The sequence below is a fragment of the Pseudomonas sp. 9AZ genome, assembly GCF_902506525.1.
Lineage (GTDB): Bacteria > Pseudomonadota > Gammaproteobacteria > Pseudomonadales > Pseudomonadaceae > Aquipseudomonas > Aquipseudomonas peli.
Genome location: NZ_LR733840.1, coordinates 3,348,869 through 3,372,821, shown reverse-complemented (window position 1 = coordinate 3,372,821; position 23,953 = coordinate 3,348,869). Strand labels below are relative to the sequence as shown.

General features: G+C 57.8%; 19 protein-coding genes and 3 tRNA genes. 15 read left to right on the top strand and 7 right to left on the bottom strand.

Annotated features, from left to right (window positions below; all coding sequences use genetic code 11):
- Positions 1–26 precede the first annotated feature (26 nt).
- On the bottom strand, positions 27–857 hold the full coding sequence (locus ALTER154_RS15835; protein WP_160088448.1) for a polysaccharide deacetylase family protein: 831 nt from the start codon (positions 855–857) through the stop codon (positions 27–29).
- A 254-nt stretch (positions 858–1,111) separates the two neighbouring features.
- Complete coding sequence (locus tag ALTER154_RS15830) at positions 1,112–2,983, bottom strand: sigma-54-dependent Fis family transcriptional regulator (RefSeq protein WP_160088446.1); 1,872 nt, start codon at positions 2,981–2,983, stop codon at positions 1,112–1,114.
- 258 nt (positions 2,984–3,241) lie between these two features.
- On the opposite strand from ALTER154_RS15830, the gene ALTER154_RS15825 reads away from it, so the two are divergent.
- From ALTER154_RS15825 to ALTER154_RS15800, 6 genes are all read left to right on the top strand, one after another.
- On the top strand, positions 3,242–4,336 hold the full coding sequence (locus ALTER154_RS15825; RefSeq protein ID WP_160088444.1) for an ABC transporter ATP-binding protein: 1,095 nt from the start codon (positions 3,242–3,244) through the stop codon (positions 4,334–4,336).
- Positions 4,336–5,448 carry an ABC transporter ATP-binding protein gene (locus tag ALTER154_RS15820; RefSeq protein ID WP_160088442.1) on the top strand — a complete coding sequence of 371 codons (1,113 nt, stop codon included), beginning with the start codon at positions 4,336–4,338 and terminating at the stop codon, positions 5,446–5,448. The genes ALTER154_RS15825 and ALTER154_RS15820 overlap by 1 nt, the downstream gene beginning before the upstream one ends.
- Positions 5,445–6,308, top strand: a complete 864-nt coding sequence (locus ALTER154_RS15815; RefSeq protein ID WP_160014187.1) for a carbohydrate ABC transporter permease — start codon at positions 5,445–5,447, stop codon at positions 6,306–6,308. Before ALTER154_RS15820 ends, ALTER154_RS15815 begins: the two co-directional genes overlap by 4 nt.
- Positions 6,309–6,316: 8 nt before the next feature.
- Positions 6,317–7,117, top strand: a complete 801-nt coding sequence (locus tag ALTER154_RS15810) for a carbohydrate ABC transporter permease (RefSeq protein ID WP_090255867.1) — start codon at positions 6,317–6,319, stop codon at positions 7,115–7,117.
- 11 nt (positions 7,118–7,128) lie between these two features.
- A complete protein-coding gene (locus tag ALTER154_RS15805; RefSeq protein WP_160088440.1) occupies positions 7,129–7,401 on the top strand; it encodes a DUF2160 domain-containing protein in 273 nt (90 codons plus the stop codon).
- Between the two features lie 83 nt (positions 7,402–7,484).
- Positions 7,485–9,227 (top strand): ABC transporter substrate-binding protein, encoded by a 1,743-nt coding sequence (locus ALTER154_RS15800; protein ID WP_160088438.1) that lies wholly within the window; start codon positions 7,485–7,487, stop codon positions 9,225–9,227.
- Between the two features lie 69 nt (positions 9,228–9,296).
- Here the strand turns inward: ALTER154_RS15800 and folD are convergent, their stop codons facing one another.
- A complete protein-coding gene (folD, locus tag ALTER154_RS15795; protein WP_090255864.1) occupies positions 9,297–10,151 on the bottom strand; it encodes a bifunctional methylenetetrahydrofolate dehydrogenase/methenyltetrahydrofolate cyclohydrolase FolD in 855 nt (284 codons plus the stop codon).
- A 271-nt stretch (positions 10,152–10,422) separates the two neighbouring features.
- Between folD and ALTER154_RS15790 the strand changes: the two genes are divergently transcribed.
- The 9 genes from ALTER154_RS15790 (at position 10,423) to ALTER154_RS15750 (ending at position 19,354) form a co-directional block, all read left to right on the top strand.
- Positions 10,423–10,499: transfer RNA gene (locus ALTER154_RS15790), tRNA-Arg, on the top strand.
- A gap of 34 nt (positions 10,500–10,533) precedes the next feature.
- Positions 10,534–10,609, top strand: a tRNA-His gene (locus ALTER154_RS15785).
- 52 nt (positions 10,610–10,661) lie between these two features.
- A tRNA-Leu gene (locus ALTER154_RS15780) sits at positions 10,662–10,746 on the top strand.
- A gap of 127 nt (positions 10,747–10,873) precedes the next feature.
- Positions 10,874–12,184 carry a trigger factor gene (gene tig, locus ALTER154_RS15775; protein WP_160088436.1) on the top strand — a complete coding sequence of 437 codons (1,311 nt, stop codon included), beginning with the start codon at positions 10,874–10,876 and terminating at the stop codon, positions 12,182–12,184.
- Positions 12,185–12,274: 90 nt separating this feature from the next.
- Positions 12,275–12,910, top strand: coding sequence for an ATP-dependent Clp endopeptidase proteolytic subunit ClpP (clpP, locus tag ALTER154_RS15770; protein WP_090255862.1), 636 nt, complete (start codon positions 12,275–12,277; stop codon positions 12,908–12,910).
- Positions 12,911–13,023: 113 nt separating this feature from the next.
- A complete protein-coding gene (gene clpX / locus ALTER154_RS15765) occupies positions 13,024–14,304 on the top strand; it encodes an ATP-dependent Clp protease ATP-binding subunit ClpX (RefSeq protein ID WP_090255861.1) in 1,281 nt (426 codons plus the stop codon).
- Between the two features lie 149 nt (positions 14,305–14,453).
- On the top strand, positions 14,454–16,847 hold the full coding sequence (gene lon / locus ALTER154_RS15760; RefSeq protein ID WP_160088434.1) for an endopeptidase La: 2,394 nt from the start codon (positions 14,454–14,456) through the stop codon (positions 16,845–16,847).
- A gap of 136 nt (positions 16,848–16,983) precedes the next feature.
- Positions 16,984–17,256 carry a nucleoid-associated protein HU-beta gene (gene hupB, locus ALTER154_RS15755; protein ID WP_010490206.1) on the top strand — a complete coding sequence of 91 codons (273 nt, stop codon included), beginning with the start codon at positions 16,984–16,986 and terminating at the stop codon, positions 17,254–17,256.
- Between the two features lie 220 nt (positions 17,257–17,476).
- A complete protein-coding gene (locus ALTER154_RS15750; RefSeq protein WP_160088432.1) occupies positions 17,477–19,354 on the top strand; it encodes a SurA N-terminal domain-containing protein in 1,878 nt (625 codons plus the stop codon).
- A gap of 69 nt (positions 19,355–19,423) precedes the next feature.
- Here ALTER154_RS15750 and fabI read toward each other — a convergent pair whose 3' ends face one another.
- Genes fabI through ALTER154_RS15730 form a run of 4 tightly spaced genes read right to left on the bottom strand, consistent with a single transcriptional unit; the run spans position 19,424 to position 23,952 of the window.
- A complete protein-coding gene (fabI, locus tag ALTER154_RS15745; RefSeq protein WP_090255858.1) occupies positions 19,424–20,218 on the bottom strand; it encodes an enoyl-ACP reductase FabI in 795 nt (264 codons plus the stop codon).
- Positions 20,219–20,248: 30 nt separating this feature from the next.
- Positions 20,249–21,856: an ABC transporter ATP-binding protein gene (locus ALTER154_RS15740; protein WP_160088430.1), complete on the bottom strand. Its 1,608-nt coding sequence runs from the start codon at positions 21,854–21,856 to the stop codon at positions 20,249–20,251.
- 1 nt (position 21,857) lies between these two features.
- The gene (locus ALTER154_RS15735; protein WP_160088428.1) at positions 21,858–22,877 is read right to left on the bottom strand and encodes an ABC transporter permease; all 1,020 of its coding nucleotides are present in this window, start codon (positions 22,875–22,877) and stop codon (positions 21,858–21,860) included.
- Between the two features lies 1 nt (position 22,878).
- Positions 22,879–23,952: a microcin C ABC transporter permease YejB gene (locus tag ALTER154_RS15730; RefSeq protein WP_160088426.1), complete on the bottom strand. Its 1,074-nt coding sequence runs from the start codon at positions 23,950–23,952 to the stop codon at positions 22,879–22,881.
- Position 23,953 lies beyond the last annotated feature (1 nt).

The following is a 23,953-nucleotide window of genomic DNA, read 5'->3' as shown; positions in this document are numbered from 1 at the left end:
CGGCCTTTTTTATTGCGTACGGTTTGCTAGTTCCACAGCCAGTTCCAAAGGCCCGGCAGCCGAGCGTACTGCTGTGGGTCGCCGAGGGCGCGTCTTAATGCAGCACTTTGCAGGGCATCACGTTGGCCATAGAACGGCTGTTTATCGGTGGCCAGGCCCACATCTTCGGCTACATCCAGAAGAATCTGCAGGTATTCCTGCATATGCCGCGCGGTGTAGGGGTTGAGGTCGTGGAAGGTCACCACGACCGGGATAACCCCATCGACAGCCGGCAAGGCGCCGACGCTGATCTGCTGTGCCGCGCGGGCGAGCTGATCACGCAGATTACTGCGCCGGCGCAGGCTGCCATTGATGCCCCAGGTCTTGCCATCGTTGGCGCTCAAATCGGTGAGCAGTATGCGCAGACCGTGCGTCTGGTAGGCGGCGAATGTGCGCTCGTCGTAGTTCCAGAAGGGTGGTCGCACCAAGCGCGGCGCCGTGCCACTGATGATGGTCAGGTCGGCTACACCGTTTGCCAGCGATTGTTGCAACGCTTCCGGGCTGAGGTAACGGTGGTTGGCATGGCCTGGAGTCGCAGTGTGAAAACCCAGCAGGTGGCCCTCTCGTTGCTGGCGCTGAAGTAGCGTCTGGCCGTGAACGCTGCCGCAAGTTGCTGCGGCGCGGGTCTGGACAAAGAACAGCGCCTTGATCCCAGGTTGGATTGGGTTATCTGCCAGGGTGTCGAGAATCTGTTCGGTTGGATTGTCGCGGGTATTGCCGCTTGGGCCGTCATCGAAACTCAGGAGAAAACGTATCGGTTCAATCTCGGGGTTTGCTTGTGGCGGTGCAATGCTGCCGCAGGCGCTCAACAGCAGCATGCTGATTATGGCGCAGGCCAATGGCGCGCTTCGCGCAAAAGCGTCTGTTGGAGTTGCGGGGTAACGCATTAGGTTTGGGCTCGCGAAGGAGAAGGATGGGCCTGGTGGCGGCGCTGGAAGAGAGAGGGCACGGGTGAGCGCAGTGCGGACCCGTAAAGGCTACCTAATGGTTTCGACCCTATCTGGGCCGTATAAGTCCATGTCAGGTAGAGAGGGCTGGTTCAGGGCCGGTGTTACAAGAGCTACGACGTAATCTAGCGCGCCGTCAGCCCTGTTTCCCGTAAGCGTTTGTACAGTGTGTTGCGGCTGACCCCTAGGCTGCGCGCCAGGTGCGAGATATTGCCGCCGCAGGCCTGGTACTGGCTGGCCAGATCATCCGCGCTGGTGCTGGCCAAAGGTGGCGGTGGCGTTTGGGTGGCGGCTATTTGCGTAGCTGCTGGCTGCAAATCGGCAAAGAAATCATCCGGCAAGTGTTCCGCGCGGATCTGCTGGTCATCGGCCATGGCCAGGGCAATCTGCAGGACGCTGCTCAGTTGGCGCAGGTTGCCGGGCCACGGGTGACGCTCGAACAGGCTCAGCACCTCATGACTCAGTCCTGCCCATTGCTGCGGTTCGCGGTGGTAATCCCAGATGCGCTGGACCATGGCGGCCTTGTCGGTGCGTTCGCGCAGCGGCGGCAGCTCCAGATTGAGGCCGCTGATGCGGTAGTAGAGGTCCTGGCGAAACAGCCCGCTTTCCACATCCTGGCGCAGCGCTCGGTTGGTGGCGGAAATCAGGCGGATATCCACCGGATACAGCTCGCTACTCCCCAGCGGTTGTACGCAGCGCTCCTGCAGTACTCGCAACAGACGGGCCTGCACCCGCAGCGGCATATCGCCGACTTCGTCGAGAAACAGCGTGCCTTTGTGGGCCTTGCGAATCAGGCCGATGCTGCCTTTCTGGTTGGCCCCGGTAAACGCGCCTTTTTCATAGCCGAACAGCTCGGACTCCACCAGCTCGGCCGGGATAGCCGCGCAGTTGACCGCGATAAACGCCTGGCTGGCGCGTGAGCTGGCGTGGTGCAGGGCTTTGACGAAGACTTCCTTACCGACTCCTGTTTCGCCATGTACCAGTATCGGAATGTCTTTTTCCAGCAATCGCTCTGCCTGGCGCACCGCTTTATCGACGCGCGGGTCGCCGAGGTTGAGCGAGGCCAGGGTGAAGTGGTTGCTGGTGGCGCTGGCGGGTGGCAGCTGGGCTTGGCGAAAGTCGCGAGCCTGGATCGGCGAGGGTTGCTGCGGGCGTTTGATTTGCGCGTGAAAGCGAAAGCGCCCGCTGGCGCGCAGGTTGAACGGCAGCGCCTCCGGTTGGTTGAGCAGTTGCTGCAGCGGTACGTCGAACAGGCTTTCGATATTCACCTGGGCCAGGCCGACGCCGAGCAGGCTGTCGGCACGGCGATTGGCGGAAACCACCTGGCCTTGCTCATCAAAAATCAGCAGCCCGGCCCAGGGGCTGCTGAGGTTGTCCAGGCTGGTGTTGAAGCTCAGCTGGAAGTAGCGCTGCTGGAACAGGTTGAGGATTAGACGGTTCTCCACCGACTGGCTCATCATCTTGACCATGCCCAGGGTGTGCGAGGGCGGCAGGTAGCTGTCGCTGGACACATCCAGCACCGCAATCATCTGCCGCTGCTCGTCAAAAATCGGCGAGGCCGAGCCGGTCATAAAGCGGTTGGCCTTGAGGAAATGCTCATCGTGCTGAATGTGGACGGCCTGGGCGCAGCTCAGGGCGGTACCGATGGCATTGGTGCCGGTGTAGCGCTCCAGCCAGGTGGCCCCAGCGACAAAACCGGCGGCGCGGCTGGGCTCGATAAAGCGTTGATCGCCCCAGGACTGCAGCACCTGGCCCTGGTGGTCGGCCAGCATGATCAGGCAATTGGAGTTGGCCAGGATGGTGCCGTAGTAGGGCAGCACTTCCTTGTGGGTGGTGTGCACCAGGGCGTGCTGGCTTTCCAGTAGAGCACTGACTTCGCCGCGCTCGGGCTGGTTGAAGATCGGTGTGCTCTGGTGGGTCAGGCCGTAGTCACGACAGCGTGTCCAGGAGTCCTGGATGATGGTCTCGTGGGGAAGGGCAGTGACAGCGTCAGCCATGACAGGTATCTCGCGCGTTCTTGTTGTTATGGGCCACGGTCTGCGCCGGGTCCCTGCAGTGTCGCCGAAGGCTGTTCAATGTCAACGCTGTGACTGTTCAGTTGTTCACTGTGCACTGTTCAAAAGTGTTCAGTGGTGTTGGGGCTGGTTGCCTACATTCACCTGCAGTTGTTTTAAATCAATGGTTTGCAGGCGCTGAAACGGGTTGGCACGGAACTCGCCTTGTTACTGGGCAGATAACAAGAAAAAGGACTGCCCATGTCACTTACCCTGGAGCACGTCACGCGGATCGTTGATCACCAGCTGTATATCGACGATGCCTGCCTGAGCTTCGAACCCGGCTCCTTCAATGTGCTGTTGGGGCGCACGCTGTCTGGCAAGACCAGCCTGATGCGCCTGATGGCGGGTCTGGATAAGCCCACCAGCGGACGTATCCTGATGAATGGCGCGGACATGACCAATGTCTCGGTGCGCCAGCGTAATGTGTCGATGGTCTATCAGCAGTTCATCAATTACCCGACCCTGACGGTGTTCGAGAACATCGCCTCGCCGCTGCGTCAGGCCGGTGTGAGCAAGGCCGAGATTCTGGAAAAGGTCCATGCCACGGCGAAGATGCTGCGTATCGAGGCTTTGCTCAAGCGCTACCCGCTGGAGCTGTCCGGCGGCCAGCAGCAGCGCACCGCCATGGCCCGCGCCCTGGTCAAGGATGCCTCGCTGATTCTGTTCGATGAGCCGCTGGTCAACCTCGACTACAAGCTGCGCGAAGAGCTGCGCCAGGAAATGCGCGAGCTGTTTCAGGCCCGCCACACCATTGCCATCTATGCCACCACCGAGCCCAACGAGGCCCTGGCCCTGGGCGGTACCACCACCATTCTGCATGAAGGGCGAGTGGTGCAGAGCGGCAAGACCGCCGAGGTTTATCACCGTCCGCAGCAGGTGCTGGCGGCGGAGTTGTTTTCGGAACCGGCGATCAACCTGATGCCGGGGCGCGTCAGCGGCACCGAAGTAAGTTTTGCCGATACTGTGCATTTCCCGCTCAACCCGGACCTGCAAGGCATTGCCGAGGGTGAGTACCGCTTTGGTGTACGCCCCAGCCATATCGGCCTGGTACCGTCCAACGATGATGATCTGGAACTGGCGGTAACGGTTGAACTGGCTGAGATCAGCGGTTCGGAAACCTTTCTGCATGTGCGCAACGAGCAGTTCGTGCTGGTGCTGCATCTGCCTGGGGTGCATGAGTACGACGTGGACACGCCGATCCTCATCTATATCCCTACCCACAAGCTGTTTGTCTTTGCCGCTGATGGGCAGTTGATTCAGGCGCCCAGCCGCCGTCTGGGGAGGGTTGTCTGATGGCCGAGATCCGTTTGCACAACCTGGCCCACAGTTACAGTCGCGCGCCGACTGGCGCGGCCGACTACGCCATCCGTGAGATGAATCATGTGTGGGAGCAGGGCGGCGCCTATGCGTTGCTGGGGCCTTCGGGCTGCGGCAAGTCAACTCTGCTGAATATCATTTCCGGGTTGCTTAGCCCCTCCCATGGCGAGGTGCAGTTCGATGGCAAGGTGGTCAACGCACTGCCGCCGGAGCTGCGCAATATCGCTCAAGTTTTCCAGTTTCCGGTGGTCTACGACACCATGACGGTGTTCGACAACCTGGCTTTTCCGTTGCGTAACCAGGGCATGAACGAGGCGAAGATCCTCACTAAGGTCAACGAAATTGCCGAGGTGCTGGAGCTGCATCCGTTGCTGCACAAGCGCGCCCGTAACCTGACTGCAGATGAGAAGCAGAAGGTTTCCATGGGCCGCGGCCTGGTGCGTGACGACGTCTCGGCGATTCTCTTCGATGAGCCGTTGACGGTGATTGACCCGCACCTGAAATGGAAACTGCGGCGCAAGCTCAAGCAGATTCACGAACAGTTCAATATCACCATGGTCTACGTCACCCACGACCAGCTCGAAGCCTCGACCTTCGCCGACAAGATTGCCGTGATGTACGGCGGGCAGATCGTCCAGTTCGGCACCCCGCGTGAGTTGTTCGAGCGCCCCAGCCACACCTTTGTTGGCTACTTCATCGGCAGCCCGGGAATGAACCTGATTGATGTGCTGCCTTATGCCGGCGGTGTGCGTTTCAACAACACCGTGCTGCCGTTGTCACCGGCGCTCAATCGACGCCTGGCTGAGCTGCCTGGGGCCAAACTGAAAATTGGCATCCGTCCGGAATTCGTTCATGTCTGGGATGGTCCCAACGAGGACGCGCTGTGCGGCGAGGTGGTGCACGTCGAAGACCTTGGCACCTACAAGATTCTCACCCTCAAGCTCGATGGCCAGTCGCTCAAGGTGCGCCTGCAGGAAGACCAGCCCGTACCCCAGCAGCAGGTATACCTGAGCTTTCCGGCGCAGTGGCTGATGCTTTATGCCGATGACTTTCTGGTTGATGCGCAAGCGCAGGAGGTGCAGCCATGAAGGTGCAAAACAACAAGGCCTGGTGGCTGGTGCTGCCGGTGTTTCTGTTGGTGGCGTTCAGTGCCATCGTGCCGATGATGACGGTGGTCAACTACTCGGTGCAGGACATCTTCGACCATTCCACACGCTATTTCGTTGGCGTCGACTGGTACAAGCAGGTGCTGCAGGACACCCGTCTGCATGACTCGCTGCTGCGTCAGTTCATCTTCTCCGCTTGCGTGCTGCTGATCGAAATTCCCTTGGGCATCGCCATCGCCCTGTGCATGCCGACCAAGGGGCGCATGGCTTCGCTGGTGCTGATCGTGCTGGCGATTCCGCTGCTGATTCCGTGGAACGTGGTCGGCACCATCTGGCAGATCTTCGGTCGCGCCGACATCGGCTTGCTCGGCTGGAGCCTGAACAGCCTGGGCATCAGCTACAACTATGCCTCCAACACCAGCGACGCTTGGGTCACGGTGCTGATCATGGACGTCTGGCACTGGACCTCGCTGGTGGCGCTGCTCTGCTATTCGGGGCTGCGCGCGATTCCCGATGTGTATTACCAGGCTGCGCGCATTGACCGCGCATCCGACTGGGCGGTGTTCCGCCATATCCAGCTGCCCAAGCTGAAGAGCGTGCTGCTGATCGCGGTGATGCTGCGCTTTATGGACAGCTTCATGATTTACACCGAGCCCTTTGTACTCACTGGCGGCGGGCCGGGTAACGCCACCACCTTCCTTAGCCAGACCCTGACGCAGATGGCCATCGGCCAGTTCGACCTGGGCCCGGCGGCGGCGTTTTCGCTGGTGTACTTCCTGATCATCCTGTTGGTGTCCTGGCTGTTCTACACCGCCATGACCCACAACGATAAGACTCGCTGAGGCCGACCATGACCCTACGCAAGAAGGTGGTACTGGGGCTGTATGTCCTGTTCCTGCTGGTGCCGATCTACTGGCTGCTAAACATGTCGTTCAAGAGCAACACCGAGATCCTCGGCGGCCTGACGCTGTGGCCGCACGGTTTCACCCTGGATAACTACAAGGTGATCTTCACCGACCCGAGCTGGTACGAGGGCTATCTTAACTCGCTGTACTACGTGTGCCTGAATACGGTGATTTCGCTGACGGTGGCGCTGCCGGCAGCCTATGCGTTTTCGCGCTACCGTTTTCTCGGCGACAAGCACCTGTTCTTCTGGCTGCTGACTAACCGTATGGCGCCACCAGCGGTGTTTCTGCTGCCGTTCTTCCAGTTGTATTCGTCGATCGGCCTGTTCGATACGCATATCGCCGTGGCGCTGGCGCACTGCCTGTTCAACGTGCCGCTGGCGGTGTGGATTCTTGAAGGCTTTATGTCCGGGGTGCCGAAGGAAATTGACGAAACCGCCTATATCGACGGCTACAGCTTCCCGAAATTCTTCGTGAAGATCTTTATCCCGCTGATTGGCTCGGGCATCGGTGTGACCGCGTTCTTCTGCTTCATGTTTTCCTGGGTCGAGCTGCTGCTGGCGCGCACCTTGACCTCGGTGGATGCCAAGCCAATTGCCGCGGTGATGACCCGCACGGTGTCGGCATCGGGGATTGATTGGGGCGTGCTGGCGGCGGCGGGGGTGTTGACCATTTTGCCGGGCATGCTGGTGATCTGGTTTGTCCGTAACCATGTGGCCAAGGGCTTTGCCCTGGGCCGGGTATAGGAGTCGCGACGATGGATTGGATGGCCTGGACGCTGCCTACGGCGTTGTTTTTCGGCTTTATCGTCATGCTGCTGGTCGGCATGACGATCTGGGAGCTGCGTTCGCCCTGTATCGAGCGCAAAGGCTTGTTGCCGATCAGCACCACCCGTGGTGATCGGTTGTTTATCGGTCTGCTTGGAAGTGCTTACCTGCACCTGTTGGTGGTGGGCGCGACCGATTGGAGTGTCTGGATAGCCTCGGTGCTGTCCCTGTTCTGGTTGTTTGCAGTGATGCGTTGGGGCTGAACCGGGCTGCCTTGGGTGCGCCTATTGGTTGGGCGCGGCCATGACCCGCTTGCCTCATTCCAAACCCTGAGATGGAGGTCTCTATGTTCGACAATAACAACAAAACTCGACATAGCATGGCGCTAGCTGCCCTGCTGACGTTGTCCGGCTTGAGCGGCGCAGCCTGGGCTGATACCTACGAAGAAGCGGCAAAAAAGTGGATCGGCGAGGAGTTCAACCCCTCGACCCTGACGCCTGAGCAGCAACTCGAAGAGTTGAAGTGGTTTATCAAAGCTGCCGAGCCGTTCCGCGGCATGAGCATCAGCGTGGCCTCGGAAACCATCGCCACCCACGAGTACGAATCCAAGGTGCTGGCCAAGGCCTTTAGCGAAATCACCGGGATCCAGCTCAAGCACGACCTGATGCAGGAAGGCGATGTCGTCGAAAAGCTGCAAACCCAGATGCAGTCGGACAAGAACATCTACGACGGTTATATCAACGACTCGGACCTGATCGGTACGCACTTCCGTTATGGCAAGGCAGTGGCCATTAGCGACATGATGGAAGGCGAAGGCAAGGCTGTGACCTCGCCGACCCTGGATCTGCAGGACTTTATCGGCATTTCCTTCACCACCGGGCCCGACGGCAAGCTCTATCAACTGCCGGACCAGCAGTTCGCCAACCTGTATTGGTTCCGCGCCGACTGGTTCGAGCGGCCAGAGCTGAAGGCCAAGTTCAAGGAAATCTACGGCTACGAGCTGGGCGTACCGGTCAACTGGTCAGCCTATGAAGACATCGCCGAGTTCTTCTCCGAGAAGGTCAAGGAGATCGATGGCCAGCGCATCTATGGCCATATGGATTACGGCAAAAAGGATCCATCCCTCGGCTGGCGCTTTACCGATGCCTGGTTCTCCATGGCGGGTGGCGGCGACAAGGGCCTGCCTAACGGCTTGCCCGTGGACGAGTGGGGTATTCGCGTCGACGGTTGCCGTCCGGTGGGCTCCAGTGTTGCCCGTGGCGGCGATACCAATGGCCCGGCGGCGGTGTATGCCACCACCAAGTATGTCGACTGGATGCGCAAGTACGCGCCGCCAGAAGCGCAGGGCATGACCTTCTCCGAGTCCGGTCCGGTGCCAGCCCAGGGCAGCATCGCTCAGCAGATCTTCTGGTACACCGCTTTTACCGCGGATATGACCAAACCAGGTTTGCCGGTGGTTAATGAAGACGGCACACCGAAGTGGCGCATGGCGCCTTCACCTAAAGGTCCGTATTGGGAAGAGGGCATGAAGCTGGGCTACCAGGACACCGGCTCCTGGACCTTCCTCAAGTCCACCCCGGAGAAACAGCGCCTGGCCGCCTGGCTGTATGCGCAGTTCGTCACCTCGAAAACCGTATCGCTGAAAAAAACCCTGGTCGGCCTGACGCCGATTCGTGAGTCGGATATCAACTCGCAAGCCATGACCGACGTTGCGCCGAAACTGGGCGGCCTGGTGGAGTTCTATCGCAGCCCGGCTCGGGTGCAGTGGACCCCGACCGGCACCAACGTACCGGACTACCCACGTCTGGCTCAGCTGTGGTGGCAATTCATTGCTGAAGCAGCCAGCGGCGACAAGTCGCCACAAGAGGCGCTGGATGGCTTGGCAGCGGCGCAGGACACCATGTTGGGTCGCCTTGAGCGTTCCGGCGTGCTGGGTGAGTGCGGGCCGAAGCTCAACGAACCGCGTGATCCGCAGTACTGGTTGGACCAGCCGGGCGCACCTAAACCTAAGTTAGCCAATGAAAAACCTCAAGGTGAAACCATCAACTACAACGAGCTGCTGAAATCCTGGGAGCAAGCCCGCGACTGACGCTGTGGGTTGAGCTCAAGCATAAAAAACGGCACCTAAGGTGCCGTTTTTTTTATACCAGCGCTGCAATCAGTCGTGCAGATGCTCGGCGGCGTGCAGGGTGTTTTCCAGCAGGCAGGCGCGGGTCATTGGGCCAACGCCGCCCGGTACTGGAGTAATCCAGCCAGCGCGGGGTAGGGCGGTTTCATACACCACATCGCCAATCAGTTTGCCGTCGGTCTGGCGGTTGATGCCTACGTCGATGACGATGGCGCCGGGCTTGATCCACTCGCCGTGAACCAGGCCAGGCTTGCCGGCAGCTACCACGACGATATCGGCTTGGCCTACATGCATGGGCAGGTCTTTGGTGAAGCGATGGGTCACGGTGACGGTGCAACCGGCCAGCAGCAGCTCCATTGCCATTGGGCGGCCGACGATATTCGAGGCGCCAACCACCACCGCGTGCATGCCGTACAGGTCGACGCCGGTGCTTTGCAGCAGGGTCATGATGCCTTTCGGGGTGCAAGGGCGCAGCAGTGGCATGCGCTGGGCCAGGCGACCGATGTTGTAGGGGTGGAAGCCATCAACGTCTTTATCCGGACGAATGCGCTCCAGTAATAAAGAGGCGTCGAGGTGTTCTGGCAGTGGCAGCTGCACCAGAATGCCGTCGATGCTCGGTTCGTCATTCAGGCGGTCGATCAATGCCATCAGCTCGTCCTGGCCGGTGGTGGCCGGAAGGTCATAAGCCTGTGAGACAAAGCCGACTTCTTCGCAGTCTTTGCGCTTGTGCGAAACGTAGACCTGGGACGCAGGGTCGCTACCGACGAGAATCACTGCCAGCCCGGGTGCGCGCAGGCCTTGCTGGCGGCGTTCGGCGACACGATGGGCGATCTGCTGGCGCAGGCTGGCGGCAATTGCTTTGCCATCGATCAGTTGTGCGGTCATTGCGCTTGGTTAACCATAAAGAAAGGATGGAAAAAGGACGCGCATTCTCGCATGACCGTGCTGTGGGGCAAAGGCGCACGCCACGGTTTTCGCGTAACTCCTTTAAATGGCTGAATTTTTTTAACTTTTCCTGTTGACGGCCTGAAACGGCCTCTATAACATTCGCCCCGCTTGTCGAGCACAGCCAGTCGCTGGGTAAGACGGCAAAGGTCGAAGCTGCAAAGTTTTTTCCGAAGCCGAAAGCTTTAAGTCTGCAACTGCAGATGGATAGGCGCCCGTAGCTCAGCTGGATAGAGCATCCGCCTTCTAAGCGGATGGTCGCAGGTTCGAGTCCTGCCGGGTGCGCCATTTGGCGGTCTTGGCTCAAGCAAAATGCAATATGGTGGGCGTAGCTCAGTTGGTAGAGCACAGGATTGTGACTCCTGTTGTCGTGGGTTCGATCCCCATCGTCCACCCCATATTCCAAAGCGCCAGGTTAATTCCTGGCGTTTTTGTATAAAGCTTTACCACGCGGACGTGGTGGAATTGGTAGACACACTGGATTTAGGTTCCAGCGCCGCAAGGCGTGAGAGTTCGAGTCTCTCCGTCCGCACCATCTTTTAGCTCCCTCCCGTTTGCCGCCTGCATCTAGGGTGACTTCTGCAAATCGACCCTCTAGAATGCATGCCCTTGATTAGGGGCCGGCAAGCGGCCGGCTTATGTCTGTGCAACGAGGATTATCCATGCAAGTTTCTGTTGAAAGTACCTCTGCTCTCGAGCGCCGTATGACCGTTGGCGTCTCTGTTGAGCGCATCGAGACTGAAGTCAACAAGCGTCTGCAGCAGACTGCCCGTCGTGCCAAGGTCCCTGGTTTCCGTCCTGGCAAAGTGCCAATGAGCGTAATTCGTCAGCGTTATGAAGATGCTGCGCGTCAGGAAGCTCTGGGCGACCTGATCCAATCCACTTTCTACGAAGCCGTTGTTGAGCAGAAGCTCAATCCAGCTGGCGCTCCGGCCGTTGAGCCGAAGTCATTCGAGAAAGGCAAGGATCTGGAATACGTTGCAACCTTCGAAGTGTTCCCGGAATTCACCGTTGGCGGCTTTGAATCCATTGCCATCGAGCGCCTGCAGGCTGACGTAGCTGATGCGGACGTCGACAACATGCTGGAAATCCTGCGCAAACAGAACACCCGTTTCGAAGCTGCCGAGCGCGCTGCCGAAAATGGTGACCAGCTGAACATTGATTTCGTTGGCAAGATTGACGGCGAAGCCTTCGCAGGCGGCTCGGCCAAGGGCACTCAGCTGGTTCTCGGTTCCGGTCGCATGATCCCTGGCTTTGAAGATGCACTGGTTGGCGCCAAGGCTGGTGAAGAGCGCGTAATCAATCCGACTTTCCCAGCTGATTATCAGAACCTCGATCTGGCAGGTAAAACTGCTGAGTTCACCGTTACCGTTAACAGCATCGCTGCACCTCAGCTGCCTGAGCTGAATGATGACTTCTTTGCCCTGTTCGGTGTTAAAGAAGGCGGTCTGGAAGGCTTCCGTGCTGAAGTGCGCAAGAACATGGAGCGCGAGCTGCGCCAGGCCATCAAATCCAAGGTTAAAAACCAGGTTATGGATGGTCTGCTGGCTGCCAACCCGATCGAAGTGCCAAAGGCGCTGATCAGCAACGAAGTGAACCGTCTGCGTGTGCAGGCTGTTCAGCAGTTCGGTGGCAACCTCAAGCCTGAGCAGCTGCCAGCTGAGTTGTTTGAAGAGCAAGCCAAGCGTCGCGTTGTGCTGGGCCTGGTTGTGGCTGAAGTGGTCAAGCAGTGTGAGCTGAAGCCGGATGATGCACGCGTTCGCGAAATGATTCAGGAAATGGCTTCGGCTTATCAAGAGCCTGAGCAGGTTGTTGCCTGGTACTACAAAAACGACCAGCAACTGAACGAAGTACGTTCAGTTGTACTGGAAGAGCAAGTTGTAGATACTGTTTTGCAGAAGGCCAACGTGACCGATAAAGCGGTCTCGTACGAAGAAGCTGTCAAGCCGGTAGAAGCACCTCAAACCGCCTGATTTCTTTACCTCGTTCGAACACGCCATAAGCCAGCCTCCGCGCTGGCTTATGCGTATTTGTGACATGACTATTTAGGGAGCGAGTGCAGCATGTCCCGCAATCCTTTTATGCATCAAATGTCTGATATCCAAGCTGCTGGCGGCTTGGTGCCAATGGTTGTTGAGCAGTCTGCTCGCGGTGAGCGTGCGTACGACATCTATTCGCGTCTGCTCAAAGAGCGCGTAATCTTTCTTGTCGGTCCTGTAGAAGACTACATGGCCAATCTGATCTGCGCGCAATTGCTGTTCCTTGAAGCGGAAAACCCGGACAAGGACATCCATCTGTATATCAACTCCCCGGGCGGTTCGGTGACGGCGGGTATGTCGATCTACGACACCATGCAGTTCATCAAGCCCAACGTGTCCACCACCTGTATTGGTCAGGCGTGCAGCATGGGTGCATTCCTGCTGACCGCTGGCGCCGAGGGCAAGCGTTACTGCCTGCCGAACTCGCGAGTGATGATTCACCAGCCACTGGGCGGCTTCCAAGGCCAGGCGTCGGACATTGAAATTCACGCCAAAGAAATCCTCTTTATCCGTGCGCGCCTGAATACGCTGATGGCGAAGCACAGTGGGCGGACCCTTGAGGAAATCGAGCGCGATACCAATCGTGATAACTTCATGAGCGCCGAAGCCGCTCGTGAGTACGGGTTGATCGATGCTGTGATTGAAAAGCGACCTGCTTAAATATAAGCAGCTCAAAATAGGGCGGGCCGGCTTGTCTGGCCTCCGGCGGGCTTGAAAAAGCCCGCATAAGCCTTCATCTTGTGTTGCAAGCCTATCGGATTTGGATCGAACGAATGACTGACACCCGCAACGGCGAGGACAACGGCAAGCTGCTTTATTGCTCCTTCTGCGGCAAAAGCCAGCATGAAGTGCGCAAATTAATTGCCGGCCCCTCGGTCTTCATCTGCGACGAGTGCGTAGACCTGTGTAATGACATCATCCGTGAGGAGGTGCAGGAAGCCCAGGCCGAGAGCAGTGCGCATAAATTGCCTGCCCCCAAGGAAATCAGCGGCATCCTTGATCAGTATGTGATTGGTCAGGAGCGCGCTAAGAAAATTTTGGCTGTAGCGGTTTATAACCATTACAAGCGCCTCAATCAGCGTGATAAGAAAGATGACATTGAGTTGGGCAAGAGCAACATCTTGCTTATCGGCCCGACGGGTTCTGGTAAGACCTTGTTGGCTGAAACCCTAGCGCGGCTTCTCAATGTGCCGTTCACTATTGCAGACGCCACCACACTGACCGAGGCTGGTTATGTGGGCGAGGATGTCGAAAACATCATTCAAAAGCTGTTGCAGAAATGCGACTACGACGTAGAAAAGGCCCAGATGGGTATTGTCTACATCGACGAGATCGACAAAATCTCGCGTAAGTCTGATAACCCTTCGATTACTCGTGATGTATCGGGTGAGGGTGTGCAGCAGGCGCTGCTGAAACTGATTGAAGGCACTGTCGCCTCTGTTCCTCCGCAGGGAGGGCGTAAGCACCCACAGCAAGAGTTTTTGCAGGTTGATACTCGCAATATACTGTTTATTTGTGGTGGTGCTTTTTCTGGCCTGGAAAAGGTCATTCAAGGCCGTTCTACCAAAGGCGGAATCGGTTTCAATGCCGAGGTTCGCAGTAAGGAAGAGGGCAAGAAAGTTGGCGAGTCACTTCGCGCTGTTGAGCCCGATGACTTGGTCAAGTTCGGCTTGATTCCTGAGTTCGTTGGTCGCTTGCCGGTCATTGCAACCTTGGATGAGCTTGATGAGGCGGCCCTGGTACAGATTCTGACCGAGCCGAAGAATGCCTTGACCAAGCAATATGCCAAGCTGTTTGAAATGGAAGGGGTGGATCTTGAGTTCCGTCCTGATGCGCTTAAGTCGGTTGCCCACAAGGCGCTTGAGCGTAAAACCGGTGCTCGCGGTTTGCGTTCGATTCTCGAAGGTGTGCTGCTCGACACCATGTATGAGATTCCTTCGCAGTCGGACGTCAGTAAAGTGGTTATCGATGAAAGCGTTATCGATGGCACCTCCAAGCCGTTGCTCATTTATGAGAACAACGAGCTGCCAGCTAAGGCTGCTCCTGACGCGTAACAGCGTTGTAACATGTTGAAAGCAAGGGGCCTGCGGGCCCCTTTGCTTTTACTGTGTCGACGCTTGTTTTTTGTTGGGGCTGCCCCCATCTTAGGGTTAAGGGTTATCCCATCCGTTCACGGCCATATGGCCGCCGTAGAGCCGAAATCATGAAGACAACCATCGAATTGCCTCTCTTGCCGTTGCGCGATGTTGTGGTCTATCCGCACATGGTCATTCCGTTATTCGTCGGGCGTGAGAAATCCATTGAAGCGCTTGAAGCTGCAATGACGGGCGAGAAGCAGATTCTGCTTCTCGCACAGAGAAATCCTGCCGACGATGATCCAGATGAGGCTGGCCTCTATCGGGTTGGTACAGTGGCCACTGTTTTGCAGTTGCTCAAGCTTCCAGACGGCACCGTCAAGGTACTGGTCGAAGGCGAGCAACGTGGTGAGATTGAGCGTTTTATCGAGGTCGATGGTCACTGCCGTGCTGAAGTGCAGCTGATCGACGAAGTTGATGCCGCAGAGCGTGAGTCTGAGGTTTTCACCCGTAGCTTACTGAGCCAGTTTGAGCAGTATGTTCAACTCGGTAAGAAAGTACCTGCCGAGGTGTTGGCATCGCTGAACGGCATTGATGAGCCGAGCCGTCTAGTCGACACCATGGCGGCACACATGGTGCTGAAGATCGAGCAGAAGCAAGAAATTCTGGAAATTACCGATCTGGCTGCTCGGGTTGAGCATGTTTTGGCACTGCTGGATGCGGAAATTGACCTGCTGCAGGTTGAGAAGCGCATCCGCGGTCGGGTCAAAAAGCAAATGGAGCGTAGCCAGCGCGAGTACTACCTGAATGAGCAGATGAAGGCCATTCAGAAAGAGCTTGGTGACAGCGAAGAAGGCCATAATGAACTTGATGAGCTGAGAAAGCGCATCGACAACGCCGGCCTCACCGCTGAAGCGCTGAACAAAGCCAATGCGGAGCTCAACAAGCTCAAGCAGATGTCGCCGATGTCCGCTGAGGCTACTGTGGTGCGCTCCTACATTGATTGGTTGGTCAATGTGCCATGGAAAGCGCAGAGCAAGGTACGTCTCGATCTGGCACGCGCTGAGAGCATTCTGGACGCGGATCACTATGGCCTGGAAGAGGTCAAAGAACGCATTCTTGAGTACCTCGCCGTGCAGAAGCGCGTTAAGAAACTCAAAGGCCCGGTATTGTGTTTGGTCGGACCACCTGGTGTGGGTAAAACCTCACTGGCCGAGTCCATTGCCAGTGCCACAAACCGTAAGTTCGTGCGTATGGCGCTCGGTGGTGTGCGTGATGAAGCTGAAATCCGTGGTCATCGCCGTACCTATATTGGCTCCATGCCGGGTCGATTGATTCAAAAGATGACCAAAGTCGGCGTGCGTAACCCGCTGTTCTTGCTCGATGAAATCGACAAAATGGGCCAGGACATGCGCGGCGACCCTGCGTCGGCGCTGCTTGAGGTGCTGGATCCGGAGCAGAATCACAACTTCAACGATCACTATCTGGAGGTCGACTACGACCTGTCCGATGTGATGTTCCTCTGCACGGCTAACTCGATGAATATTCCGGGTCCGCTGCTGGACCGCATGGAAGTGATTCGCTTGCCGGGTTACACCGAAGCCGAGAAGATCAACATCGCGATCAAATACCTGGCGCCTAAACAGGTTCAGGCCAATGGCCTGAAAAAAGCCGAGTTGGTATTTGAGGATGCGGCTATTCGCGACATCATTCGCTACTACACCCGCGAAGCAGGTGTGCGTGGCCTGGAGCGCCAGATTGCCAAGGTGTGCCGCAAGGTGGTCAAGGAGCATTCCACCGAGAAACGCTTCCAGGTCACCGTTACGGCAGAGTCGCTGGAGCATTTCCTCGGTGTGCGCAAGCATCGCTACGGTTTGGCTGAGCAGCAGGATCAAATCGGTCAGGTCACCGGTCTTGCCTGGACTCAGGTTGGTGGTGAGTTGCTTACGATTGAAGCGGTTGTAGTACCTGGCAAAGGCCAGCTGATTAAGACCGGTTCGCTTGGCGATGTAATGCTGGAATCCATCACCGCTGCGCAGACCGTTGTTCGCAGTCGGGCCAAGAGCCTGGGCGTGCCTGTGGACTTCTATGAGAAGCAGGACATCCACATCCACATGCCGGAGGGAGCAACGCCCAAAGATGGCCCTAGCGCAGGCGTTGGCATGTGTACGGCGCTGGTTTCAGCCCTGACACAGATTCCTGTGCGTGCAGATGTGGCCATGACAGGGGAAATTACCCTGCGTGGGCAAGTATTAGCCATTGGCGGTTTGAAAGAAAAACTGCTGGCTGCTCACCGCGGTGGAATCAAGACCGTGATCATTCCGGAAGAGAATGTGCGCGATTTGAAAGAGATTCCGGAGAATATTAAGCAAGACCTGCAGATTAAACCGGTTAAATGGATTGACGAGGTCCTGCAAATTGCGCTGCAATACGCCCCGGAGCCCTTGCCTGATGCGGCTCCCATGGTTGCAAAGGATGAAAAACGCGAGACTGATTCCAAGGAGCGAATTAGCACGCATTAGCCGGAGGGGTTTCTTGACACATTTTTAGAGCCCTTGTTATAAAGCGGCTCTTATCGTGTCGGCAGGCTCTCCGCACCAGCTTCGCTTACATTTAAAAGCAAGAAATAAACTCAACAGAAATTAAGGGGACTTAAGAGTGAACAAGTCGGAACTGATCGATGCCATCGCTGCATCTGCTGATATCCCAAAAGCTGTTGCCGGCCGTGCGCTGGACGCAGTAATTGAATCCGTTACTGGCGCTCTGAAGGCCGGTGATTCCGTAGTACTGGTTGGCTTCGGTACTTTCGCTGTGAAAGAGCGTGCTGCTCGCACTGGCCGCAACCCACAGACTGGTAACCCAATCAGCATCGCTGCTGCCAAGATTCCAGGCTTTAAAGCCGGTAAAGCCCTGAAAGACGCTGTCAACTAAGCCTCTTTCGGTTTTGCCCAGCAGATCAGTTGAATGGCTGATCTGATGCGGGGCGGGATGTTCAGCCGAGCATGGCTCGCTGAGCACTACGAATCAGCTGCTTGAGTTCGATCCGCTTCGCCAGTTACGAGAAGGCGCATCCACTGATGCGCCTTTCTTCTATCCGGATTTTACCCACACTGCGCGACTGCTTTATTTTTACAGTCGTTCTGGGGGACGCATGCTGCAAAACATCAGGGACAATTCACAGGGTTGGATTGCCAAAACCATCATTGGCATTATCGTCGCGCTGCTCGCGCTGACAGGTGTGGATGCCATTTTTACCAGCACCAGCAACAGCCAGAATGCGGCTGAAGTGAACGGCGAGAAGATCACTACTACTGAACTCAGCCAGGCGGTTGAGATGCAGCGTCGTCAATTGCTTCAGCAGTTGGGGCGTGATTTCGATGCGTCCTTGCTGGATGAGAAACTGCTGCGCGAAGCCGCGCTGAATGGCTTGGTTGAGCGTACTTTGTTGCTCGATAGCGCCAAAGACGCCAAGTTTGCCTTCTCGCAACAAGCGTTGGACCAACTGATCCTGAAAACCCCTGAGTTCCTGGTTGATGGCCAGTTCAATGCAGAGCGCTTTGATCAGGTTATCCGTCAGTTGGGCTACAGCCGTTTGCAGTTCCGTCAGATGCTTGAGCAGGAAATGCTCATCGGTCAGCTGCGCGCCGGTTTGTCTAACAGCGGTTTTGTCACTGATGCTCAGGTGCAGGCGTTTGCCGCACTGGAAAAGCAGACACGTGATTTCGCGACCCTGACTCTCAAGGCTGATCTGAACGCGGTCACGCTCAGCGATGACGACATCAAGGCCTACTATGACGCTCAGGCCAGTGAGTTCATGACTCCTGAGCAGGTTGTGCTGGAATACGTTGAGCTGAAAAAAGACGCTTTCTTCGATCAGGTTGAAGTCACCGATGAGGCCCTGCAAAGCGCTTATCAAAGTGAAATCGCCAACCTCGCCGAACAGCGCCGTGCTGCGCATATTCTGGTTGAGGTCAACGATAAGCTGAATGACGAACAAGCCCAGGCCAAACTGGTCGCGGTGCAGAAGCGTCTTGAGCAGGGCGAAGACTTCGCCGCGCTGGCCAAAGAAGTCTCCGATGACTCGGGTTCGGCAGGTGAGGGCGGTGATCTGGGCTTTGCCGGCCCAGGCGTGTATGACCCGGCCTTTGAAGAAGCACTGTATGCGCTGGAAGAAAATGCCGTGTCTGCTCCCGTACGCAGCGAGTTCGGCTGGCACCTGATCAAGCTTCTGGGCGTTCAGGCGCCGGAAGTGCCGAGCTTCGCCAGCCTGAAAGAGAAACTGCAGCGCGACCTTAAGGCGCGTCAGGTTGAGCAGCGCTTTGTCGAAGTGTCAAAAGACCTCGAAGATGCCGCGTTTGAGTCATCTGACTTGGCTCAGCCCGCTCAGGAACTCGGCCTGGAAGTCAAGACTACCGAAGCGTTCGGTCGCCAGGGCGGCGCTGAAGGTCTGATGGCCAATCGTCAGGTGATTCAGGCGGCATTCAGTGATGAAGTGCTGGAAGACGGCAGCAACAGCAGTGTGATCGAGCTTGATCCGAACACAGTGGTGGTGGTGCGCGTTAAAGAGCACAACAAACCTGAGCAGCTGCCGCTTGAGCAGGTTGCCGATAGCATCCGCGCCCAGTTGACCAAGGTTCGCGCAAGCGAAGCCGTGAAAGCCAAGGGTGAAGAGCAGCTGGCTGCTTTGCGCGATGGTCAGACGCCGGTTACCCAGGCCGATGCCAAGCAGGGCTGGAATGTGGTCGAAGCGGCCACTCGTAGCCAGGAAGGCGTTGAGCCGGTAGTGCTGCAAGCGCTGTTCCGTATGCCTAAGCCTGAAGCAGCTGACAAGCCGACCTTCACTGGCCTCAGTTTGAGCAACGGTGATTTTATGATCATCCGTCTCAATGGCGTGAGCCAGCCGGAGCAAACGCTGTCGGATGAGGACAAGGCCATGTACAGCCGCTTCCTCGCTTCACGCGTCGGTCAGCAGGACTTCGAAGCGTTCCGCAAGCAGCTGGAAGAGACAGCGGATATCGAGCGTTTCTGATCGATATCACTGAATAATAAAAAAGGCCGCTTAATTAAGCGGCCTTTTTTATTGCTGCGATTTAACTGCTTACTCTTCCATAGCGCCCATGGCGGTGGTGTTGAAACCGCCGTCGACGTACATGATCTCGCCGCTGACGCCCGAAGCCAGGTCCGAGCAGAGGAAGGCGCCGGCGTTGCCGACTTCTTCGATGGTCACGTTGCGACGCAGTGGGGTCTGCTTCTCGTTAGCGGCGAGCATCTTGCGGAAGCTCTTGATGCCAGAGGCGGCCAGGGTGCGGATCGGGCCTGCAGAGATGGCGTTGACGCGGGTGCCTTCTGGGCCGAGGCTGCCGGCCAGGTAGCGTACACCGGCTTCCAGGCTGGCCTTGGCCATACCCATCACGTTGTAGTTAGGCATGGTGCGCTCGGCGCCCAAGTAGGACAGGGTCAGCAGGCTACCATTGCGGCCTTTCATCATCTCGCGGCCGGCTTTGGCCAGGGCGACGAAGCTGTAGGCACTGATGTCGTGAGCGATGCGGAAGCCTTCGCGGGTGGTGACGTCGGTGAAGTCACCGTCCAGTTGGTCGCCAGGGGCGAAGCCAACGGAGTGAACGATGCAATCCAGGCCGTCCCACTTCTTGCTCAGGGCTTCGAAGACCGAGGCGATTTCCTCATCGTTTGCCACATCGCATGGGAAGCACAGGTCAGCGTTCGAGCCCCAATCAGCGGCAAAGCCTTCAACGCGGCCTTTGAGCTTTTCGTTTTGATAGGTGAAGGCCAGTTCGGCGCCTTCACGGTGCATGGCTGCTGCGATACCGGAGGCAATGGACAGTTTGCTGGCGACGCCAACGATCAGTACGCGCTTGCCGCTTAGAAAACCCATGGGTGTGATTCCTCTTCCTGTCTACAAGAATTAGCCAGCTGGGACCATAAAGGCCGCTTCCAGCAACTGTTGTGTATAGATGTCCTGTGGCGCGGCAAAGACACGTTCAGCCGGGCCTTGTTCGACCACTTTGCCTTGTTTCACCACCATCACCTGGTGGCTAAGGGCCCTGACCACGGCCAGGTCATGGCTGATGAACAAGTAGGTCAGGTTGTATTTGGCCTGAAGCGAACGCAGTAATTCGACGACCTGGCGCTGCACGGTGCGGTCGAGGGCCGAAGTTGGCTCATCCAGCAGGATCAGTGCAGGTTTCAGCACCAGTGCGCGGGCGATGGCGATACGTTGGCGCTGGCCGCCGGAGAACTCATGGGGATAACGGTGGCGGGTTTCCGGGTCAAGGCCGACCTCTACAAGTGCGGCGATGATGGCTTGTTCCTGCTCGGCCTCGCTGCCCATACGGTGAATCTGCAAACCCTCGCCAACAATCTGGCCCACTGACATGCGCGGGCTGAGGCTGCCAAAGGGGTCCTGAAACACCACCTGCATCTGACGGCGCAGTGGGCGAACGTCATGTTGCGAGAGCTGGTCGATCGCCTGGCCCTGGAAGCGGATGCCGCCTTGGCTGCCGAGCAAGCGCAGGATCGCCAGACCCAGGGTGGATTTTCCCGAGCCGCTTTCACCGACGATGCCCAAGGTATGACCCTGCGTCAGGCTGAAGTTGATGCCGTCCACGGCTTTGACATGGTCGACCGTGCGGCGCAGCAGGCCCTTCTTGATCGGGAACCAGACACGCAGGTTGTCGATTTCCAGCATAGTTTTGCCAGGCGGCTGATCGACCGGGCCGCCAGTGGGTTCGGCTCCCAGCAGCTCGCGGGTATAGGGGTGTTGTGGGTCTTTAAACAGCGTTTCGCAGGCCGCCTGTTCGACGATATGCCCGCGCTGCATCACGCACACACGGTGGGCAATCCGTCGCACCAGGTTGAGGTCGTGGCTGATCAGCAGAATCGCCATGCCCAGGCGCGCCTGCAGGTCCTTGAGCAGTTCAAGGATCTTCAACTGCACGGTGACGTCCAGCGCGGTGGTGGGCTCGTCAGCAATTAGCAGTTCTGGCTCATTGGCCAGGGCCATGGCGATCACCACGCGCTGGCGTTGGCCACCGGATAACTCATGTGGGTAGGCCTTGAGGCGCTTGTGCGGTTCAGGAATACCGACCAGCTCGAGCAACTCCAGGGTACGTGCTGTGGCGGCCTTACCGCGCAGGCCTTTATGCAGGGCCAGCACTTCGTTGATCTGCTTCTCGATGCTGTGCAGCGGGTTCAGCGAGGTCATGGGTTCTTGGAAGACCATGGCGATGCGGTTGCCACGGATGCCGCGCAGTTTGTTCTCGTTCAGTTTGAGCAGGTCTTGCCCGGCGTAGTGAATGCTGCCGCTGGGGTGTTGAGCCAGCGGGTAGGGCAGCAGGCGCAGGATGGAGTGCGCGGTGACCGATTTGCCCGAGCCGCTTTCGCCCACCAGGGCAAGGGTTTCGCCGCGTTTGATGTCGAAGCTGACGCCTTCAAGCACGCGCTGTTTCAGGCTGCCGGTGACGAATTCGACCGCCAGGTCGCGGACTTCGATGAGGGTGTTGGAGTCGGTCATGTCATTTCCTCGGATCGAAGGCATCGCGTGCCGCTTCGCCGATAAACACCAGCAGGCTGAGCATCAGAGCGAGCACGGCAAAGGCGCTTATACCGAGCCAGGGCGCCTGCAGGTTGGATTTGCCCTGGGCCACCAGCTCACCCAATGACGGCGCGCCCGGCGGCAGGCCGAAGCCGAGGAAATCCAGCGCAGTGAGGGTGCCGATCGCGCCGGTGAGGATGAACGGCATAAAGGTCATGGTGGAAATCATCGCGTTGGGCAGGATGTGACGGAACATGATTGAGCCGTTCTGCATGCCCAGCGCACGGGCTGCGCGCACGTATTCCAGGTTGCGCCCACGCAGGAACTCGGCGCGCACCACGTCCACCAGGCTCATCCAAGAGAACAGCAGCATGATGCCCAGCAGCCACCAGAAGTTTGGCTGCACGAAGCTGGCGAGGATGATCAGCAGATAGAGCACCGGCAGGCCGGACCAGATCTCCAGAAAGCGCTGCCCGGCCAAGTCGACCCAGCCGCCATAGAAGCCCTGCAGGGCGCCGGCAAACACGCCGATCACCGAGCTGGCCAAGGTCAGAATCAGGGCAAACAGCACGGAAATGCGGAAGCCATAAATCACCCGTGCCAGAACATCGCGGCCTTGGTCATCAGTGCCCAGCAGGTTTTCCGCTGAGGGTGGCGCTGGGGCGGGCACTTGCAGGTCGTAATTGATGCTGGAGTAGCTGTAGCGGATCGGCGGCCAGATCATCCAGCCGTCCTTTTCCTTGATCAGCTCTTGGATGTAAGGGCTTTTGTAGTTGGCCTGCAGCGGGAATTCACCGCCGAAGGTGGTTTCCGGGTAGCGCTTGAATACCGGGAAATACAGTTCGCTGTCGTAGCCCACCACCAGCGGTTTGTCGTTGGCGATCAGTTCGGCACCGAGGGTGACGAAGAACAGTGCGAGGAACACCCACAGCGACCACCAGCCGCGTTTGTGCGCCTTGAACAGCTGGAAGCGGCGTTGATTGATTGGGGACAGTTTCATCTCAACCCTCCCGGCTTTCGAAGTCGATACGCGGATCGACCAGTGTGTAGGTAATGTCGCCGATCAATTTCACCACCAGGCCCAGCAACGTGAAGATAAACAGGGTGCCGAACACCACCGGGTAATCGCGGTTGATTGCGGCCTCGAAACTCATCAGGCCCAGGCCGTCGAGGGAGAAGATCACCTCGATCAGCAATGAGCCGGTAAAGAAAATGCCGATAAAGGCCGCCGGGAAGCCGGCGATGATGATCAGCATGGCGTTACGGAACACATGGCCATAGAGCACGCGGTTGTTGCTCAGGCCCTTGGCGCGAGCGGTGACCACGTACTGTTTGTTGATCTCATCGAGAAAGCTGTTTTTGGTCAGCAGCGTCAGGGTGGCGAAGTTGCCGATCACCAGGGCGGTGACGGGCAGCGCCAGGTGCCAGAAATAGTCGAGCAGCTTGCCGGTAAAGCTCAGTTCGTCGAAATTGTTCGAGGTCAGCCCGCGCAGCGGGAACCAGTCCCAGTAGCTGCCGCCAGCAAACAGCACGATCAGCAGAATGGCGAAGAGGAAGGCGGGGATGGCGTAACCGACGATGATCGCCGAGCTGGTCCAGACGTCGAAGGCGCTGCCGTGGCGCGTGGCCTTGGCGATGCCCAGCGGGATCGACACCAGGTACATGATCAGCGTGCTCCACAGCCCAAGGGATATCGACACTGGCATCTTCTCGATGATCAGGTCGATGACCTCAGCATCTCGGAAGAAGCTCGAGCCGAAGTCCAGCTGCGCATAGCTTTTGAGCATCAGCCAGAAGCGTTCCGGGGCGGATTTATCGAAGCCGTACATGCGCTCAATTTCTGCCACCAGCTCGGGGTCCAGGCCCTGGGCGCCGCGGTAGTTGGAACCGGCCACCGAGACTTCGGCACCGCCGCCGGCAATCCGGCTGGTGGCGCCGTCAAAGCCTTCCAGCTTGGCGATCATTTGCTCGACCGGGCCACCGGGGGCGGCCTGGATGATGATGAAGTTGATCAGCAGAATGCCGAACAGCGTGGGGATGATCAGCAACAGCCGACGAAAGATATACGCCAGCATG

Coding starts and splice junctions, on each gene's coding strand:
- ALTER154_RS15835 (WP_160088448.1), bottom strand. CDS start 857: ATGCTGCTGTTGAGCGCCTGCGGCAGCATTGCACCGCCACAAGCAAAC.
- ALTER154_RS15830 (WP_160088446.1), bottom strand. CDS start 2,983: ATGGCTGACGCTGTCACTGCCCTTCCCCACGAGACCATCATCCAGGAC.
- ALTER154_RS15825 (WP_160088444.1), top strand. CDS start 3,242: ATGTCACTTACCCTGGAGCACGTCACGCGGATCGTTGATCACCAGCTG.
- ALTER154_RS15820 (WP_160088442.1), top strand. CDS start 4,336: ATGGCCGAGATCCGTTTGCACAACCTGGCCCACAGTTACAGTCGCGCG.
- ALTER154_RS15815 (WP_160014187.1), top strand. CDS start 5,445: ATGAAGGTGCAAAACAACAAGGCCTGGTGGCTGGTGCTGCCGGTGTTT.
- ALTER154_RS15810 (WP_090255867.1), top strand. CDS start 6,317: ATGACCCTACGCAAGAAGGTGGTACTGGGGCTGTATGTCCTGTTCCTG.
- ALTER154_RS15805 (WP_160088440.1), top strand. CDS start 7,129: ATGGATTGGATGGCCTGGACGCTGCCTACGGCGTTGTTTTTCGGCTTT.
- ALTER154_RS15800 (WP_160088438.1), top strand. CDS start 7,485: ATGTTCGACAATAACAACAAAACTCGACATAGCATGGCGCTAGCTGCC.
- folD (WP_090255864.1), bottom strand. CDS start 10,151: ATGACCGCACAACTGATCGATGGCAAAGCAATTGCCGCCAGCCTGCGC.
- tig (WP_160088436.1), top strand. CDS start 10,874: ATGCAAGTTTCTGTTGAAAGTACCTCTGCTCTCGAGCGCCGTATGACC.
- clpP (WP_090255862.1), top strand. CDS start 12,275: ATGTCCCGCAATCCTTTTATGCATCAAATGTCTGATATCCAAGCTGCT.
- clpX (WP_090255861.1), top strand. CDS start 13,024: ATGACTGACACCCGCAACGGCGAGGACAACGGCAAGCTGCTTTATTGC.
- lon (WP_160088434.1), top strand. CDS start 14,454: ATGAAGACAACCATCGAATTGCCTCTCTTGCCGTTGCGCGATGTTGTG.
- ALTER154_RS15750 (WP_160088432.1), top strand. CDS start 17,477: ATGCTGCAAAACATCAGGGACAATTCACAGGGTTGGATTGCCAAAACC.
- fabI (WP_090255858.1), bottom strand. CDS start 20,218: ATGGGTTTTCTAAGCGGCAAGCGCGTACTGATCGTTGGCGTCGCCAGC.
- ALTER154_RS15740 (WP_160088430.1), bottom strand. CDS start 21,856: ATGACCGACTCCAACACCCTCATCGAAGTCCGCGACCTGGCGGTCGAA.
- ALTER154_RS15735 (WP_160088428.1), bottom strand. CDS start 22,877: ATGAAACTGTCCCCAATCAATCAACGCCGCTTCCAGCTGTTCAAGGCG.
- ALTER154_RS15730 (WP_160088426.1), bottom strand. CDS start 23,952: ATGCTGGCGTATATCTTTCGTCGGCTGTTGCTGATCATCCCCACGCTG.